The organism is Fictibacillus phosphorivorans, from assembly GCF_001629705.1.
Lineage (GTDB): Bacteria > Bacillota > Bacilli > Bacillales > Fictibacillaceae > Fictibacillus > Fictibacillus phosphorivorans_A.
Window position 1 is genome coordinate 2,375,630 of sequence record NZ_CP015378.1, and the last position, 15,038, is coordinate 2,390,667.

The following is a 15,038-nucleotide window of genomic DNA, read 5'->3' on the forward strand; positions in this document are numbered from 1 at the left end:
GTAAAACCAAAATCACCTATTCATTCTTCTTATCAAAGATAGATAGGTGATTTTTAGTAGTCTAGCTATGAGCTGAAGTTCCATTCATACAAGCTAATATTCTCAGGTCTAGTGCATCCACTTTACCAATCTGTTCTTCCATATCCCATAGCATGATCATTGTGTTTTCAGCATTCTCTACAAACGGCTGCAGCTGTGCGACTTCAGTAAAATAAACAGGGTTTCGTTTAATAGATCCATTCCCTATATGTTTTGAAACGACTAAACCTACTAAACTCAGTTCTGTCACCCTTTGTCCTGTTTCCTCCAATAGCTCCCTAACTGCACATTCCTTTGGTGTTTCACCCGCTTCTCTCTTTCCTGCCGGCAACTCCCACTGTCGCCGTAAAGAGTTAAAGCCCATCAGGAATTTACCCTCGCATTTAATGACAGCAAAGGAGCCAGCAAGTGGACCGAAATTCTCAAGCTTTTCTTTCGTCACGTAAATAAAATCAACAAAATTATACCCGTTAGTATTTCTAAACTCGTAATCTTCTCTCACTTTTACAACTCACAAAGATAATCAATTAATTCTTTAGAACTTTTATCCTTTGCATTCGTTGATAGTGCACGGTTAAAAAGATCAAAAGCTTTAGGATCATTCTCTTTCAACCATTGAAAAGATACTTTGGGACCTAAAAACCACTCACCTTTCAATTCAAAATAGATCTCTAGACTGTCTTTTAGCATCCAATGAAACCGATAGTTTCCTTCTAAATCATTCTTGGCAGATCTCACATGCATCTTTTTTAGCCAACTTTTCAAGAAGTTCTTCTCATCTTGAGATAATGGTTTCGTCCCTTTTTCAAAAGTTCGTTGAATGTTAGCCAAAAACTCTTCTGCTAAGCCTTTCTTGTTGATCCAAATTTCTCCCTTATGTACACGCAGAAACGGTTCAGACTGCTTCATTTTTTCAGTAGGATAAATCCACGCATCTAACTGCTTTCCTTCAATAAATTCTACCTCATTCGTATCCTCGATAACGGAATCTGAAAAGCAGATAAGATCTACATCGCTTTCTTCTGTATAATCTCCACGACTATAAGATCCGTACAAAATGATGGTGTGGCAATCGTATTTCTTCAATAAATAAGCTTCTATTTCTTTTAAATCGTTATGTGTATTCATGAAAGTCATCCTTTATATTCTTTGTTTGATGTATGTGTTGTGTGTTTGAAACCATGCTCTAAGTTTTGCTGCATAACCTGCACGTTCCTCTGAATCGCTAAGACTACCATGGGTGAGATTTAGATTGTCGTTAAAATACCGTGGGTACACATGCAGGTGATAATGCCAAACATCCTGACTTCCACCTGGTTCGTTATGCTGCCTGGTAGATATGCCATCGCACGTGTAGCAATCTTTTAGAGCATAAGACACTTGCTGAGCCACTCTATGAATGTGAGCGGCGATGTCGAGTGGCAGATCAAAGATATTTTCATAATGACGATTAGGGATGATGATCACATGACCTTTGTTATTCGGCCACCATAACGTTGCAATGAGCGCCGTTACATACTCATCCTGATAAACAATATCCTGTTGTTTGCTCTGAACCAGTTTATTGTTGGGGTCCTCAACCCCTTGTACGAATAAACAAAAGGGACATGTATAGTTCGGTGGCATATGTGTGTACATATCTACTCTCCTAAACCTTATACATAAATTTCTGAAATTCTTCTTTAAAAAAATGTGCTTCTTCTAGGAATGGATAGTGATTACTTTCATTAAAACGAACAAAAGTAGAATGTGAGATCTCTTCATTCATTTCTTCTGAAAAGGATATCGGACACTGAACGTCATGCACTCCCCCCATTATCAAGGTAGGCGTCTTTATGTTTTGTAGTTGCCTCGTCACATCGAATATCATTTCTTCTCTAATAAAAAAATTCATGCGAGTTGCCGACATTTTCTTCGTAATCGGTAAGGAAAAATACTCTTCATATTTCTCTGGTTTATATAGAGAAAGCTTTGTTCTTTCTTTTGAAAGGCTTGCCCTCTCGACTGGTGACAAATCAGGATTCTTAAGTGTTTCAATCAGTTCCTGCATGAAACCGAATTCCGGGTGTTCCTCATGATAAATACATGCTGGAGAAGAATTCGCATATTTTCTAGCTGCTGATGCGACAATAATCAGAGAAGATAGGGACGAAGAAAAGTGTATGCCGTATAACAATCCGATCATGCCTCCTGTAGAGTGTCCCGCATACGTCCATACAGAAAAACCCAATTCCTCTCTAATTGCTTCTAAATCATACACCGCGTCAAACATGCTCAACTCGTGAGGTTCATTTGCCTTCGACGTATTCCCTGCTTCTTTCAGATTAACAAGATACACCTGAAAATGATCAGTAAACGAGTCTGCAAAGTAATCACCAGAATCATTAAACTCTGAGTAGTGATGAGTTACGCAGATCGGTTGCCCTTTACCTTTTATGAATACTTCAAATGTTCCTCTTGTTGTGGATATTAATCTTGTCTTCCACTTACACATTTTGTCTCCTTCACATCATATACTCCATTGCCTTGTTATCGGATACTTTTATGTGAACCATCGCAGTTTGGCATTCGTTTGGATAACCCGCACGTGCAATCATTCAACCCTTTACCATCAAGGATTTGGTCCATATATTTTTCTATTCGTGCTTCTCGCGTTTTGGATTGTTTTGCTTCTGCAAAATAGCGGATATACGCTTTTTGCCGACCAGGTGTTAAGGCTTCAAACGCCTCTTTTAATTCTATAATCTCTTCCATCTTGTTCTGGAATTCAACGGGTATAGAGAAATCAGCCGTTTTCTTTAATTGCACGGTTAATCCTGATTTTTCAACTTCGATCGCTTCATGTATATATGCTTTTAGCGTGCTTTCCATATCTACAATGTCTTTTACATTCGTAAATCGAATTTGGCGGGCTGATTGTACGTTCTCTGTTTGTTGAATCAGAATCTTCTTTTCGTCTTTCAACAACACACCTTTATGAAACAATAGAGCGCAATATTCTTTGAATCCATGAATTAAAACGACATTCTTACCCTTTAACGTATAACACGGGTGCATCCATTTGAAATCTTCCGTGAGGCCACAGTCTAAGATGATCCGTCGTAACTGCTCAAACTCTTCTTTCCACGATTTCGCTTCTTTTAGAAACTCATCTACTTTTGGATTCAACATACTCTTTGACATGACGCAGCCCCCTCATCCTTCTTTTCATGAATCAACTTATATCATTTCTATGAAAATAGATTAATTCCTTTTTAAAAAGATAACTTCATGAACTAGTTTTTCGGGTTGTCTCTAGTGGCAATCATGCTGTTTATGATTCAGAGGGATAAGACTACAATAGGAAAGGTGTCCAATCTGTTGTACAGTAATGGACACCCTTTTTCTCAATCACGATTTCCGTTTATGCTTCTCCTCAATGATCTTCTTGTTAAGAATTCTCACTTCCCCAACCATCAGCAGTCTCATATCCTCAACAATATACTTGGCTAGCTCTTCATCAGAAATATCATCACCGTGAAGATCCAGACGGAATTCTTGACCCTGCAATCCTCCACCATTCGAAAAATCGATCTCAAAGTCAAATTGAACACGTTTATCCAAAATGAGAACACCTCACCATAGTTTTTAAATATGATTTATTTAAACAGGGTTAAAAGTAGAACCATAATCATCCCCACGCCCATCGTTCCAAGGAAAAAGTACCCTAGAATACGGATAGGCAACGGAAAGCCTTTCATGTTCACTCTGGACAGATTCTGAGTAGGATAGCCTTCAATCTTTCCAAAATGATCTATGGCATCGTTAAAAGGAGGATTCGTTTGATTCTGTTCATCGTATTCTTCTAACCGTTTATCCATACGCTGTTTCACTTTACGAAGATCTTCATCCATTGAGAGCACCTCCACTTATTAACAAATGCACATAGCACTACTTTCCATAAACAAAGAGATAATCCTTCTCTAATCATATTTAAAAGAATCATTAATAAATGTCCAAACCAATCAGACAAGCTTTCATAAGATATAGAGAATAGGGATTATTGAAATCCTTATTCTTTTCTCAACATGAGATAGATGGGGGTGTCTTCTTTGAGTAGTTTCATTAAAGTATTAGATGGATTATTGGCTTGCAAGAAAGCACGTAAGAGCAAGAAAAACAAAAAGAGAATCGGTTAAGAAAAAAGCTGCCTTTCGGGGCAGCTTTTCAAGTTTAAGATACCTACATACACGTTTAACAGGTCGATCTACAGGGGAAATATAGGATTATCATTCTTCTAGGGGGTTTGCTAAATGAAAGAACAAATCAAAAAAGTACTCAGCAATCCGAAAGTACAAAAAGGAATTAAAGACAAAGTTGTTCCTTTGGTTAAAAAGGAAATGGAAAAACGGAAGAAAAAATAATGATAAGAAACATACAGGTAACCCATCTGACGAAACGTTGATGGGTTACTTTATTGTTGTACTCTATTTGACTTTGATAAAGAATACTTGTGAGGAACTCCCTCTTTTCCAAGTCCCGTGTGTACTAACAGCATAAGTACCGCTTTCGGTAGGAGCAACAAAAATATCCCCTTTAAGTAAAATGGCCGTTTCAGAATCTGATTGACCTTTTTTCCACACTCTAACTTCTTCTAATACTTTTATAGGTTTGCGATTATACGATATGGCAATGTTTTCACCGGGTGATACGGTAATGGCTTTTATCTCATTCATCATAAAAGGTTCAGCATAATCAACACATTCACCATTTAAAAATCCATCCCAACAATAACTACTTTGCTTAACAGGAATCGCTATGTTTGCTTCTGTTTTAGCACTTGCTACTGGTGGTTTCGCGTTTATGATGTAGTACGTAAAGAAGCCTGAAATCAGTAAAAATGTAAGAACAAGAGGTAAGACCCTTTTTTTACCCATTCATACTCCCCCTAAATAAAACAATCTTTTTACTTTTAGTCGTTTACATTATGTATTTGGTTTCACTCTACTTGAAAAAGAAATTCGAATAGATTGGAGAGTTTATTTTGAAACAAGCTTTATATGTAACATGTGTATATTTCATTTTCTGTTTATTTCTTTTTCCCTTACTCTCTATAGCTAATTGGTTGCTACTCACATTAACTATACTGCTCTTATCATTTATTGTTGGCTACTTAACCTATAAGATACGTAACTGGTGGATCTCGTTCCCCATTACGGCAATGCTAGTCACTTTATACGTTTATTTCATTAATAGTAAATCCTCTATTCAAATTCCAGTACAAGTTCCTCTTATTATGGGGCTATTCTATTTGATTAGTGGCGTTGCAAAACAACTTTGGAATAATCGTTAAGTATTCATTAGCCATGCTTCAATAAGTTGTTGAACCATTTTACGCTGCTCAATATGCAGCATATGACCTACATCATCTAATATCACTTGAATTCCATGAGGAAATTTACTCATCAAAAAATCATAATCTTGGAAGCCACATATATGATCTTGTTTACCGAGTATTAGGAGTAAGGGGTGTTGTAAGCTTCTTACGTCAGAGAACGGTTCTTGAGCAAAAAAATAACCATTCTCTCTCCAGTTGGAAGTTAGAAATGTACGATTTACTAATTGCCTTCCAGGTTGAACTTCTTCTAAGAAACGGGTAAGGTTCACCTCATTTTGAGCAACCATTAACGTTTCAAAAGCTGTCCTCGTGTCCTCATCTAACACTTGTAAAAGTGTTTCATTCTTTTCAAGTATTACTTTTTCCGGTACGTTTCGTTCTTTACGATGGATGGCAGGTGCTAATAAAGCTAACTTTTTTACTCTTTCCCTTTTTACATGGACAATTCCTTGAGCCAAGTAACCACCGTAGGATGAACCAAGCAACGCAAATTCCTTATCTGAAAAAGCTTCATCGATAAATTCTAGTACGTTCGAAAGGATGTCATCTGTTGATTTTACTGTTGAATCTATCTCACTATATCCATGTGCAGGTAGATCCACATACACTCGTTGATAACCACTTTTGTTTTTGAATATAGGCTCCATCCATGCTTTCATAGAGCGATGATCCGTTCCCATTGAGTGAAGGATAATTAATGGAAGTCCTTCACCAATCACTTCGTAAAATATACTCCCTCTCGTTACTCTGCAAAGCATTCAATACCACCCTATCTCACTTTATGAAGCTTGTTAATTCGACTCAAATTCTTTTAAAAACTCATAGATTTCTACACGTACTTCCTCTATATCCCCGTAGTAACCTTCAACAGCCATTTTCCACCCATCTGTGAGATTAATAATCGACCTTTCCATATCCTCACAACTCTCTGGTATGTGACCAACAAGTCGATACATATATGTACATATTTCCGTTACATCACTTGTTTGAAATAGTTCATTATGAAGTAGACTCAGAATTCCTTGAATCGGAATCGCCTCATCACACTCTTCTTTTACATCCGTTAACTTTGAACACATGATCGCTCTTGTTGCATGAGAAGATAACGAGATTTCAAGTATTTCGTAAGGAGGCTGATCCAGCTTTTCTATTAATTGATCGGCCCACTCGATGACGTTTTTCACTTGGAAGAAGCCGATAAAGAGACCTAAACGATAGATTTCTGCTTGAACTTTAATGTCTATACCTGACGATAGCTTCATTGATTTAATTCTACGAGCCTTTTTAATAGCCGTAAGACTTCCTCATTCTGTTTGTTATTTTTAACAAGTTGACCACGTATACCTAACAATATAAAAATGATGATTATTGATAATCCAAATCCAATTAAAACAATCATTTTAGCACCGCCTTCTCGAATAATATAAACTTTCCATAAAAAAGTGCACTTCTCCTTCTAGAAGAAATGCACGTTCTTTGTTACGCGTTGGATTGCTCTTTAATGCTATGTGTACTATTTGCCATATCGACTACAAACGTATTGCCTTTCGAGTTTTCAATCGTGTTCAATAGGCGAAGCTTTGCTAGCTCTGGGTTGTTCTCCAGCATTTTAGCTGTATTCGCTAAACTTCTTAGTGTTGCCGCTTCTCCTCTTGCTCTTTCCAATGAAGACTGAGCTTCTTTTTTCGCTTTAATTACTTCAAGGAATGCCTTTTTTAATTCCGCAGATAACATAATATCTTTTATGTCTACTGAGACGATGGATAATCCAGCAAACGTATTTTCAACAAGAAGTTGTTGAAGCGAATCATTTACTTCATTCCGCTTCCCTAACAGATCATCTAATTGTAACGAAGAAACAACATCACGCAGTTTGAGCTGCACGTTCATGTACACATGCTCTTCATAATCTTCATATTCAGAGATCAGAATTTGTGGATCTGTAATCTGATATTTTACCGCGACACTAATTTTTACACTAAGTTGATCAGCCGTTAGTAATTCTTGCCCGTTCAACTGCAGAATCGTCGGCCGCATGTCAAAAACCATGATCTCTGTAGAAGCTGGAGAATATTTATGTTTGCCTGAGCCTACAATCTCTTGAAAGACCCCATGTTTAAACTTCACACCACGTTCATACTCGTACACCGTAACCGAAGCAAAGAATTTCTTTCCAACCGCTAGAACAGCAATAAACACAAATCCCATTACTACAAGAGATTCTAAAAATGAGATCATACAGTTCTCTCCTTCTTATAAAACTATGAAACCACCCAACAGACATGGAAAGAACAATGGAGGTCTACCCTACAGAATTGTTCTTTCCTCAAGCCTTTGAGTGGCTTCATTTAGGGGTTGAACCCAGAACTGGTCCCTTACAGGTAAACCAGTTTCCACAAGATGAGAAAGCCGATCAGCAACACCGTTTAAAGATTTTAAACGAAGGCTTTGCATTTCTCTAAGAACTAAATTATATCAAGATAGTTAGGAAAAAAGTACATCATTTAGAAAATATTGTTCTTTAAAATCAACATATAAAAGCTTAAAGTTAAAATATGGAATTTTGGTTAGAGGAGGAATAGAAATGGACAACTGGGTGTTTGTGTTCATGGCAAATATTTTCGGAGGAATTATCGTATTTTTTGCTCTCATGTTTTTGTTAAGTTTAGGAGGAGGATCAATGGATACCGCCTTCTTCATCGGAATTTTTCTATTTGTTCAACTCAGTTTTATTACGACGATTCTATTTCAAGTTCTCCACAGAGTTAAGAAGTTGGAGAAGCAACAGACGATACAGAGTGAACAACAAAAAAGCTGATTATAATTCATAATCAGCTTCAGCCTCTTCCTATTCTCATAAAAGTCTGTCTTTTTTATTTTTGAACATCATAGGTTGAATGATATTTCCTTTTTGAGACAAATAGCAATAATGATACGACAATCATCATACAAAAGGTAAGGTTTTGAGCAATACCTACAACATTACTCCAACTTCTTAAACCGTGTAAGTATAGTTGTAGCGTCAATCCCAAAGGTAAAACTAGTAAAACATACGGCGTCTTCTTGACTAAGAATCCTGCAGCTCCACCGATACAGCCCCCTATGATTGACGCTCCATACCACGTGATAAATACTGTAATTATCTCTTTAGAAGACAAGGCAATCGTTGTCTTTTCATAAATGCTACCCAAAATAAAATAAAAGGTTATCGCTATTGTCGTGTAGATAGCGCCGAACAAAATGCCTTCTTTAAGGTTCCTTCCATACAAATAACCTACAATCATTGCAATGATAAACCATATCGGTAAAGAATTGATCATGCTTGCTAGATAAGACATGATCGTTTCAGTTGCAGAAACGTTGGAACCCTCTCCAAAGTACGGAGAATGATCAGACACGACTGAAAAGAATCCAACAATCAACCCAACCACAACCGAAAATAGAATAAAACTCTTCCAGCGTTTGGCGTTATTCTGTTTGTCACTCAAGTATTTCCCTCCAAACATGTTTAAAGATTAACTACAAATGTGGTCATTATATGATGGATAGCCCTAGGATTTGGTCAGTAAACAAGATCATTTCGTCTAACTCTCTCTTTTGATCTGGATTGATGATTGGACTAATGGTTACATCTTTCAGATGAAGTGGTGCCGTTAGATTCAAAGCGCTCATCGTTTCTGGCAAGTTTTCAAGTCTAGTTCCTAATTCAGTTAATCCCTCTGAAAAGAAGTACTTATTGTTTTCATCTTCTTCATGAGTAAAGTGGTTAATCTTACCTTGGATATAAGCATTTTGCGTGATTATTAATAGTTGGCTATGGGGACCAATCGTCTTTATCGAACCATCATAATCTTGAGTGAATTTATGTAAAACATCATCTAATGTCGTAGTAATGGCTTTTTTGTAATCAAAAACATGATTCAATTCTTTTACATTAACCATATTTATCCTCCTCTTATATGAGATAATCTTCTCGAAGAATTCCATACACCTCACAGTCCTTATACTGATTCTTTGCATTGCGAATCATGTGACGAATCACGCCTTCTTGTTTCATTCCTACTTTGGCCATAATCCTACCTGAAGCAGGATTGTCGGTGTTATGTGCAGCAGAGATCTTATGGATGTTCATCTGACGAAAACCAAACTCTACTACAGCTTGCAGTGCTTCGGTCCCGTACCCATGGTTCCACCACTTGAACCCAAGCGAATAGCTTACCTCACAGTTATCTGTCGAGCTATCAAAATCGTACAGATCGATTTCTCCAATCAGTTCACCTGATTCTTTCAACGCGATGCCCCAATAACAAAATTCCTGATCTTCATACTGACTGACGATCTTTTTTAGCCGCTCTTCTGTTTGAGCAACACTCGTGTGAGCAGCGTTCACTCGATTGTCTGCGACCCGTTCGTCTGAAAGCCAATGGTCAAATATGCTTTGAGTGTCGGATTGTTTCAAAGGACGAAGAAGTAATCGGTCTGTATTTATCACAGGTGTTCCTGAGTAGTTAATCATTTATACACCTCATACAAAGTCCACCTCGATCTCAGCTCCGATGTTTGATACGAATGTGAGGATGTCTTTCTCTAAATACAAAGCTGGAGCTTGCTCGTTTACCATTCGGATTACAATATAGATTTTACTCGCTAAGCCAAACTCTGCTTGTAATTCATTAATAATAGAGCATTTATCTCTCAACTGATCCATTACTTGCTGAAGCTGTTCATTTACATCGAGTGAGTTTTGGTAGTCGGTTCCGTAATCCCAGCTTGTTTCTTTCCGGTGAAGCGAAGAGTTGGTTGAAATTGAATCTCCCTTTTTATAGCTTTCTGTTGGGGTGATTTCTAGTCTTCTCGTCACTACATTTATTGGAAAGTCATCGCCAAAAAGAGAGAAGTACACTTTCACTTGTGTCTCGTTCATAGAATCTCCAATCCGTTTCTTGTTTCTATTTATAGCGGTGGATTCTTTACACCTAGGTGAATCCAGTCTTCTTTCGGTGGTCCATAAACCCCAAAAGGCTTGATTCCCGCTTGACGCATTAAGATTGTAACTTGTCCACGATGGTGAACAATGTGTTTGATGAGTCCCATCAGAATCTGAGCGTTTGATTCTTCTCTACCAAAGGCAGTTTGCACTTCTTTCAAGCTTTCGTCTGTCCATTGTTCTTCAATGATTTTCGTTGCAGCAGAACTTAAATCTTTAAAGGTGTCAGCAATCTCTTTAGCTGATGTTGGAACCTCTTCTGAATGTTTTCCTTCATCTGTTTTCAACCCAAAATGAGCTAAGTACTCTGGAATGTTAGTCGTTAGATGCCACGCGATTCTTCCTAACGTACGTCCTTCCGGGTAAACTTTTTGTTCTAACGATTCATCAGTTAAACCATCTAACACCTTTTGCGTTAGCGTTGCTTCGCGATTCCATTCTCGAATAAAGTCCGCAATGGTTATGTACATATTTAAAACCTCCATTATCTATCCTAAATCATCCAACAAAACCACTTCACCTGTTTCAGCGTTCACTCCATGATGACAATCTAATTTACTGCATAGAATATACTGCTTCTCTTCATCGTCATATACATAAAATGGCTGGAGCTCAAACAAACCTTTTAATTTCTCATAAGCTTCTTCTTGTGTGACCGCTACATCACCAGATGCTTCAAAGGAATCATACATCTCTAACATGAACTGGTTGTCGATGTAGTTCACAACGTCCATCGAATGTGAATCTAGGAATACCGACAGTTTTCTTTTAAAAACCCTTGTTTCATGTAGATCCGTTCCGAGTGTCGCAACTAGAAAATTTTTGTCTCGATGTAGAGTTGTCACACGCCATATCCCAGCGTCTTCCGGAAATTCTTGACACAACAATCGTTCTACTACTTCCACACACTTCTTCTCATCTTCCTCCGTAATAGGTCGGGTGGTTGGAGAAGACGTGCAGGAAAAGGCTTCGTCTACGGTAATCTCTTCTTGCAAATCGATTTCTTTACGCTCAAAAGCTCCAAAAATTGTCTCGTTCCACTGCAAAATGTGATTCACTTTTTTAGAAGTCCCACCATCTTGAAGCATTTCAAACGGTTTGGTCATCTGATCTTTGTTTCTTATGTAGATCTCTTCTACCGCATACATGGCAAATAACTTCTTTTGTTCAAACGACGGAAATTCTATTCCTTTTACTTGTTCCTTAGCAATGTGTGCCGCTTGTTCTAATGAAAGATTATAGGTTTCACGTATTACTTGATCATCTGTCGGAAACTCTCCATGAATCGAAAAAAAGGTCAGCTCTCGATTATCATTCCATTTCACTTCAATGTAACCAGACGGTGAGACAGGAATGCCATCTATAAAAGCTCTAAATTCTATTTCATCTTCTGTTTCGTTATGTAGTTGGAACTGCTCGTTATATGTCAATCCTGTTTCTTGTTCGATCCACTTAATTACTTCCTCAGTTCCACTATTAAATGTGATTCCATCTTGTGCATAGGTCTCACCCATAACAAAGATAGCGGTCTCCAATTTTCCAGTGTTCACGTTGTATTCAATAATCGCTGTACCTTCTGGATTCGAACCATCTTCATCGGACTCCGTTCCATTCGGAAACCACTCTAAACAAAGTGTGTAACTCGTTTCGTTGAAATGGTTCACGTCACGCCATAGAGTATGATGATGTAGAAAATAGTTTCCTAGTCCGAACGTTGTTTGGGCTTGATCGACAAATGCTTGTATTCTGCTATCCACTACTCGCGCTCCTTTTGCGATTCATTCCCAAGTTGTACCATGACTATGAACAAGATCCAAACTCCTAGAAAAACCACAACTCCGTAACCCACATAAAATAAGATGGTATTGATAAAATAAATCAGATCACCAAATGGACCAAAACGCTCCAGATCCACTAGACTTAGTGACATAAACCCAAGTCCGACTAGAAACCCATAAAGCAGATGCTGCAGTCTGTTCATCGGAATCCCCTCCTCATTCACCTTACTTCTTTTCTAAATAGATGTATTCATCCACTGTGTTCATAGCAGAAGAGGCTTTTAGAATCTTCATACCCTTTAATCTGCTACCACACTGAAAATGAACCGTGTCATCTGCACCAATCTGAATTCTGTGTGTTGCGCTCTCTACCCAGTCGATCTGCATCTTCACGATATACTCGCCAGGAGCTACGTCCAGTTCCTTCGTTTCTCCGTCCTTGATCTGTTCTGTCTTGCTCTCGTTCAAGTAAATATCAAACTTTCTCATCTTGTTCATGAACTGACTGTCTCTCTTAAACACTAATTTCGCCATTTTCGTCCCATCCTTTTCTATGAATCTTACAAGTTATTACATTCTTTTATTATATACTCCATATAGCTGAGTGCATCATTTCTTCTCTTCCTCGTCGAGCCGTAACGCGAGAACTTATTACCGCTTCGGATGCGCAGTGCTTCTTGGATGATTTGATGATACGCTTCAGGAACCGTTCGGAGTGCGTACTCACCAGCTCCCTCTTTTGACGTGATGTCTTCTTCTCTTATCGAATAATAAAGACGTGTCACACCAAGTACTCCCCACTCGATCATGTTCGCACACATGTATAACCCTATATATTGAAGAGACGGAAAACGCTCACAATTATTCACCCAGTTCAGCCAATATCCGTTAATGTTTTCGACCAAGTTTGATTTCAATTCTGTCCAATCTACAGATAGATTGTATGTTTCAATCGGCAGTCCTTTAACGACGATGCCATATGTCTGAAGTTGGTATGCGTCGATCCAATTACGGTGAAAAGTTCGATATGTTTGAAGCTTTCCTTCATTAAAATACGGACAAGAAGAATTACCGTTATTCTCACTCTCTAAATCTTCACGCGTCAGATACATGCCATCTAAGCTCGGCTTCGGATACTGTTTTTTCATGTCATGGTGAATCTCTTTTAAAACTTCTACATCTGATTGTGTTATTTTTTCTTTTGTAACCGCGTAAAAGTCAATGTCACTTAATCCTTCTTGGTAAGCTCCAATGGAAACAGAGCCGAATAGGTAAAGTGATTCTAACTTGTTGGGCAGCTTCTTCTCTATTTTTTCAAAGTAAGCATTCAGTACTTCCTTTACATCTTCAGGTATACGTTTTGGTTCATTTCTTGTTTGCGTTTGGATCATACCGTTAGCCTTCTTTCATGAAACCATTGTATTCCTATATTTTAGCATATTTATCCAGTTGCCCATGGGTAATCTTTTCCCTGTTATTGCATTTGCATTGCGTATACTGGTTATAATTCAATGGTAGAGATATCGGTGTTAGCCACTATACTCTTAATTGTTGTATAAAGTTAATGCAAACCCATGATATTCGATATTTTAAATGTTCTTTTCCCTAATTAATAGTAATATAAAAAACCGCCTCACAAGGAAAAGCGGTTTTGAATGTGTTAACACCTAGTTAACGCATGTTTCTTTTATTCAATTTCAATTGCAACATTGTGCTGAGCGGAATCTTGATTTCTCCATGTGATCAAAGTACCCGGCGCAACCGTAATTTCTTTTTCACTAAATTCGTAATCTTTGATGTTAAGTGATACTGAATCAGTTTGTTTAGCGTCTGTCTGAACGATTACTTTCATCTTCATAACAGGATGCGGGTCACAATGTATAAGATAAACACCTTCGTTCGGAAAAGAAAACAAAGTCTCCTCCCCCTTTTTTAGTAAAGGAGAAGGCATAGCTTCCGTCACTTCCCTCGCTTGTTGATCACTCGCTGAAGAAGGTTCCTCCATCATATCCTCTGAACCATGTTCATCACTATGCTTACTCTGTTGTTCAGTGACTTCTTTTGCTCCCTTATTCGGCTCTTCTGATTTTTCAGTATCCATAGCAGAGCAACCCGTCAAAAGTACACCCGCAAATATTAAAGTACATCCCGCTTTGAACGTCATCCTCTTTACCCATTTCATTAGAAATCATCCTCTCAAGACAAATCCGTGTATTTATCTTCCTTTTTAAAGCAAACGGAAGAAACGGATATATGGATCATCAAAATAACGATTCTCTTCACTCATTAAGAAATTTAGGATGATCTCAAATATATTGTTTTCAAAAAGATTAATAAACTGTTTGTACCTTATTATGAATTGACACGCAACCAAAAGGTGTTATATTCTAAACGTACAACCAAATGGTTACATATTCAGATTAGGAGATGAATGCTTGTGTCAACACTACCAGATATTAAACAAACCGCAACTTTTAACGCACCGATTCAAAAAGTGTGGGATTCTGTATCGACATCAGAAGGCATGTCAGCTTGGTTCATGCCAAATGACTTTAAAGCAGAAGAGGGTCATGAGTTTCACATCCAGTCCCCTTTTGGTCCTTCACCGTGCAAAGTGCTCGTGATTGATGAACCACATAAGCTTTCCTTTTCATGGGACACAGACGGCTGGGTCGTTACGTTTCTGTTAGAGGAAAAAGGAGATCAGACAGAGTTCACACTGATTCACAGCGGCTGGAAAGAAGAAGACGCGATCGTTGGAAAAGCGAATCAAAAAGCGCAAGGTGTGCGTGATCGCATGAACGGCGGATGGGTTGGTATAGTGAATGAAAGATTGAAAAAGGTCGTTGAGGGCTAA

At 38.1% G+C, this 15,038-nt stretch carries 23 protein-coding genes; 2 read left to right on the plus strand and 21 right to left on the minus strand.

Annotated elements, in window-relative coordinates:
• Positions 1 to 61: 61 nt before the first annotated feature.
• The 11 genes from ABE65_RS12160 to ABE65_RS12215 form a co-directional block, all read right to left on the minus strand.
• On the minus strand, positions 62 to 541 hold the full coding sequence (locus ABE65_RS12160; RefSeq protein ID WP_066395240.1) for an NUDIX hydrolase: 480 nt from the start codon (positions 539 to 541) through the stop codon (positions 62 to 64).
• Between the two features lie 2 nt (positions 542 to 543).
• On the minus strand, positions 544 to 1,167 hold the full coding sequence (locus tag ABE65_RS12165; RefSeq protein ID WP_066395242.1) for a nucleotidyltransferase domain-containing protein: 624 nt from the start codon (positions 1,165 to 1,167) through the stop codon (positions 544 to 546).
• A gap of 12 nt (positions 1,168 to 1,179) precedes the next feature.
• Positions 1,180 to 1,677 (minus strand): HIT family protein, encoded by a 498-nt coding sequence (locus ABE65_RS12170; RefSeq protein WP_066395245.1) that lies wholly within the window; start codon positions 1,675 to 1,677, stop codon positions 1,180 to 1,182.
• Between the two features lie 10 nt (positions 1,678 to 1,687).
• The gene (locus tag ABE65_RS12175) at positions 1,688 to 2,533 is read right to left on the minus strand and encodes an alpha/beta fold hydrolase (RefSeq protein ID WP_066395247.1); all 846 of its coding nucleotides are present in this window, start codon (positions 2,531 to 2,533) and stop codon (positions 1,688 to 1,690) included.
• A gap of 35 nt (positions 2,534 to 2,568) precedes the next feature.
• Complete coding sequence (locus tag ABE65_RS12180; protein ID WP_082861414.1) at positions 2,569 to 3,222, minus strand: DUF1801 domain-containing protein; 654 nt, start codon at positions 3,220 to 3,222, stop codon at positions 2,569 to 2,571.
• A gap of 207 nt (positions 3,223 to 3,429) precedes the next feature.
• A complete protein-coding gene (locus ABE65_RS12185) occupies positions 3,430 to 3,642 on the minus strand; it encodes a cyclase (RefSeq protein WP_066395249.1) in 213 nt (70 codons plus the stop codon).
• Positions 3,643 to 3,677: 35 nt separating this feature from the next.
• A complete protein-coding gene (locus ABE65_RS12190; RefSeq protein ID WP_231887800.1) occupies positions 3,678 to 3,932 on the minus strand; it encodes a hypothetical protein in 255 nt (84 codons plus the stop codon).
• Between the two features lie 573 nt (positions 3,933 to 4,505).
• Complete coding sequence (locus tag ABE65_RS12195) at positions 4,506 to 4,955, minus strand: hypothetical protein (protein WP_066395251.1); 450 nt, start codon at positions 4,953 to 4,955, stop codon at positions 4,506 to 4,508.
• Between the two features lie 412 nt (positions 4,956 to 5,367).
• Complete coding sequence (locus ABE65_RS12205) at positions 5,368 to 6,174, minus strand: alpha/beta fold hydrolase (protein WP_066395258.1); 807 nt, start codon at positions 6,172 to 6,174, stop codon at positions 5,368 to 5,370.
• A gap of 33 nt (positions 6,175 to 6,207) precedes the next feature.
• A complete protein-coding gene (locus ABE65_RS12210; RefSeq protein ID WP_066395261.1) occupies positions 6,208 to 6,678 on the minus strand; it encodes a hypothetical protein in 471 nt (156 codons plus the stop codon).
• A gap of 217 nt (positions 6,679 to 6,895) precedes the next feature.
• On the minus strand, positions 6,896 to 7,654 hold the full coding sequence (locus ABE65_RS12215) for a slipin family protein (RefSeq protein ID WP_066395265.1): 759 nt from the start codon (positions 7,652 to 7,654) through the stop codon (positions 6,896 to 6,898).
• 346 nt (positions 7,655 to 8,000) lie between these two features.
• Here ABE65_RS12215 and ABE65_RS12220 point away from each other — a divergent pair, with 346 nt between their 5' ends.
• The gene (locus ABE65_RS12220; RefSeq protein WP_066395267.1) at positions 8,001 to 8,234 is read left to right on the plus strand and encodes a hypothetical protein; all 234 of its coding nucleotides are present in this window, start codon (positions 8,001 to 8,003) and stop codon (positions 8,232 to 8,234) included.
• Between the two features lie 55 nt (positions 8,235 to 8,289).
• Here the strand turns inward: ABE65_RS12220 and ABE65_RS12225 are convergent, their stop codons facing one another.
• From ABE65_RS12225 to ABE65_RS12270, 10 genes are all read right to left on the minus strand, one after another.
• The gene (locus ABE65_RS12225) at positions 8,290 to 8,904 is read right to left on the minus strand and encodes a hypothetical protein (RefSeq protein WP_066395270.1); all 615 of its coding nucleotides are present in this window, start codon (positions 8,902 to 8,904) and stop codon (positions 8,290 to 8,292) included.
• Between the two features lie 46 nt (positions 8,905 to 8,950).
• Positions 8,951 to 9,358 carry a hypothetical protein gene (locus ABE65_RS12230; protein ID WP_066395272.1) on the minus strand — a complete coding sequence of 136 codons (408 nt, stop codon included), beginning with the start codon at positions 9,356 to 9,358 and terminating at the stop codon, positions 8,951 to 8,953.
• Between the two features lie 13 nt (positions 9,359 to 9,371).
• Entirely contained in the window at positions 9,372 to 9,932 is a 561-nt protein-coding gene (locus ABE65_RS12235; RefSeq protein ID WP_066395273.1) for a GNAT family N-acetyltransferase, read from the minus strand.
• A gap of 9 nt (positions 9,933 to 9,941) precedes the next feature.
• The gene (locus ABE65_RS12240; protein WP_066395274.1) at positions 9,942 to 10,340 is read right to left on the minus strand and encodes a DUF4279 domain-containing protein; all 399 of its coding nucleotides are present in this window, start codon (positions 10,338 to 10,340) and stop codon (positions 9,942 to 9,944) included.
• Positions 10,341 to 10,369: 29 nt separating this feature from the next.
• On the minus strand, positions 10,370 to 10,873 hold the full coding sequence (locus ABE65_RS12245; protein WP_066395276.1) for a DinB family protein: 504 nt from the start codon (positions 10,871 to 10,873) through the stop codon (positions 10,370 to 10,372).
• 18 nt (positions 10,874 to 10,891) lie between these two features.
• Positions 10,892 to 12,160, minus strand: a complete 1,269-nt coding sequence (locus tag ABE65_RS12250; RefSeq protein ID WP_066395279.1) for a hypothetical protein — start codon at positions 12,158 to 12,160, stop codon at positions 10,892 to 10,894.
• Positions 12,160 to 12,384 (minus strand): hypothetical protein, encoded by a 225-nt coding sequence (locus tag ABE65_RS12255; protein ID WP_066395281.1) that lies wholly within the window; start codon positions 12,382 to 12,384, stop codon positions 12,160 to 12,162. The genes ABE65_RS12250 and ABE65_RS12255 overlap by 1 nt, the downstream gene beginning before the upstream one ends.
• A gap of 22 nt (positions 12,385 to 12,406) precedes the next feature.
• Positions 12,407 to 12,715 carry a hypothetical protein gene (locus ABE65_RS12260; RefSeq protein ID WP_066395283.1) on the minus strand — a complete coding sequence of 103 codons (309 nt, stop codon included), beginning with the start codon at positions 12,713 to 12,715 and terminating at the stop codon, positions 12,407 to 12,409.
• Positions 12,716 to 12,741: 26 nt separating this feature from the next.
• On the minus strand, positions 12,742 to 13,572 hold the full coding sequence (locus ABE65_RS12265) for a nucleotidyltransferase domain-containing protein (protein ID WP_066395286.1): 831 nt from the start codon (positions 13,570 to 13,572) through the stop codon (positions 12,742 to 12,744).
• 296 nt (positions 13,573 to 13,868) lie between these two features.
• Positions 13,869 to 14,363, minus strand: a complete 495-nt coding sequence (locus ABE65_RS12270) for a plastocyanin/azurin family copper-binding protein (protein WP_082861416.1) — start codon at positions 14,361 to 14,363, stop codon at positions 13,869 to 13,871.
• Positions 14,364 to 14,612: 249 nt separating this feature from the next.
• On the opposite strand from ABE65_RS12270, the gene ABE65_RS12275 reads away from it, so the two are divergent.
• Positions 14,613 to 15,038, plus strand: coding sequence for an SRPBCC family protein (locus ABE65_RS12275; RefSeq protein ID WP_066395288.1), 426 nt, complete (start codon positions 14,613 to 14,615; stop codon positions 15,036 to 15,038).